Source organism: Crenobacter sp. CS_VA4 (genome assembly GCF_055597485.1).
The window spans coordinates 1-227 of sequence record NZ_JBVMAE010000231.1 but is presented as its reverse complement, the minus strand read 5'-3'; the positions used below and the strand labels follow the sequence as shown (position 1 = coordinate 227).

At 56.4% G+C, this 227-nt stretch carries 1 protein-coding gene; it reads right to left on the bottom strand.

Translation table 11 applies throughout. The annotated features are described in order from the left end of the window. Positions 1 to 227 (bottom strand): transposase (locus ACZ2IA_RS23360; protein ID WP_470294959.1); only part of this gene is annotated, 227 nt, incomplete at both ends.

Sequence of the window (227 nt, the reverse complement as noted above, 5' to 3'; positions counted from 1 at the left end):
GCAAATCCGATGATCTTTATGACTCGCTTCATGTTGTAGGCGAGCACATGCAAGCTCATCTCTGTGCTGACGTGCGCCAAGGTTCGCGTCAGGAAATGGGTTGCCCCCATCCATTCCTTCAGCGTGCCAAATGGGTGCTCCACCGTCTGGCGCCGTAGCTTCATCATGCCTGGTTGGGTGTCCAGACGCTTTTGCATCTCCTCCAGCACGGCTTCATGCTCCCAGCG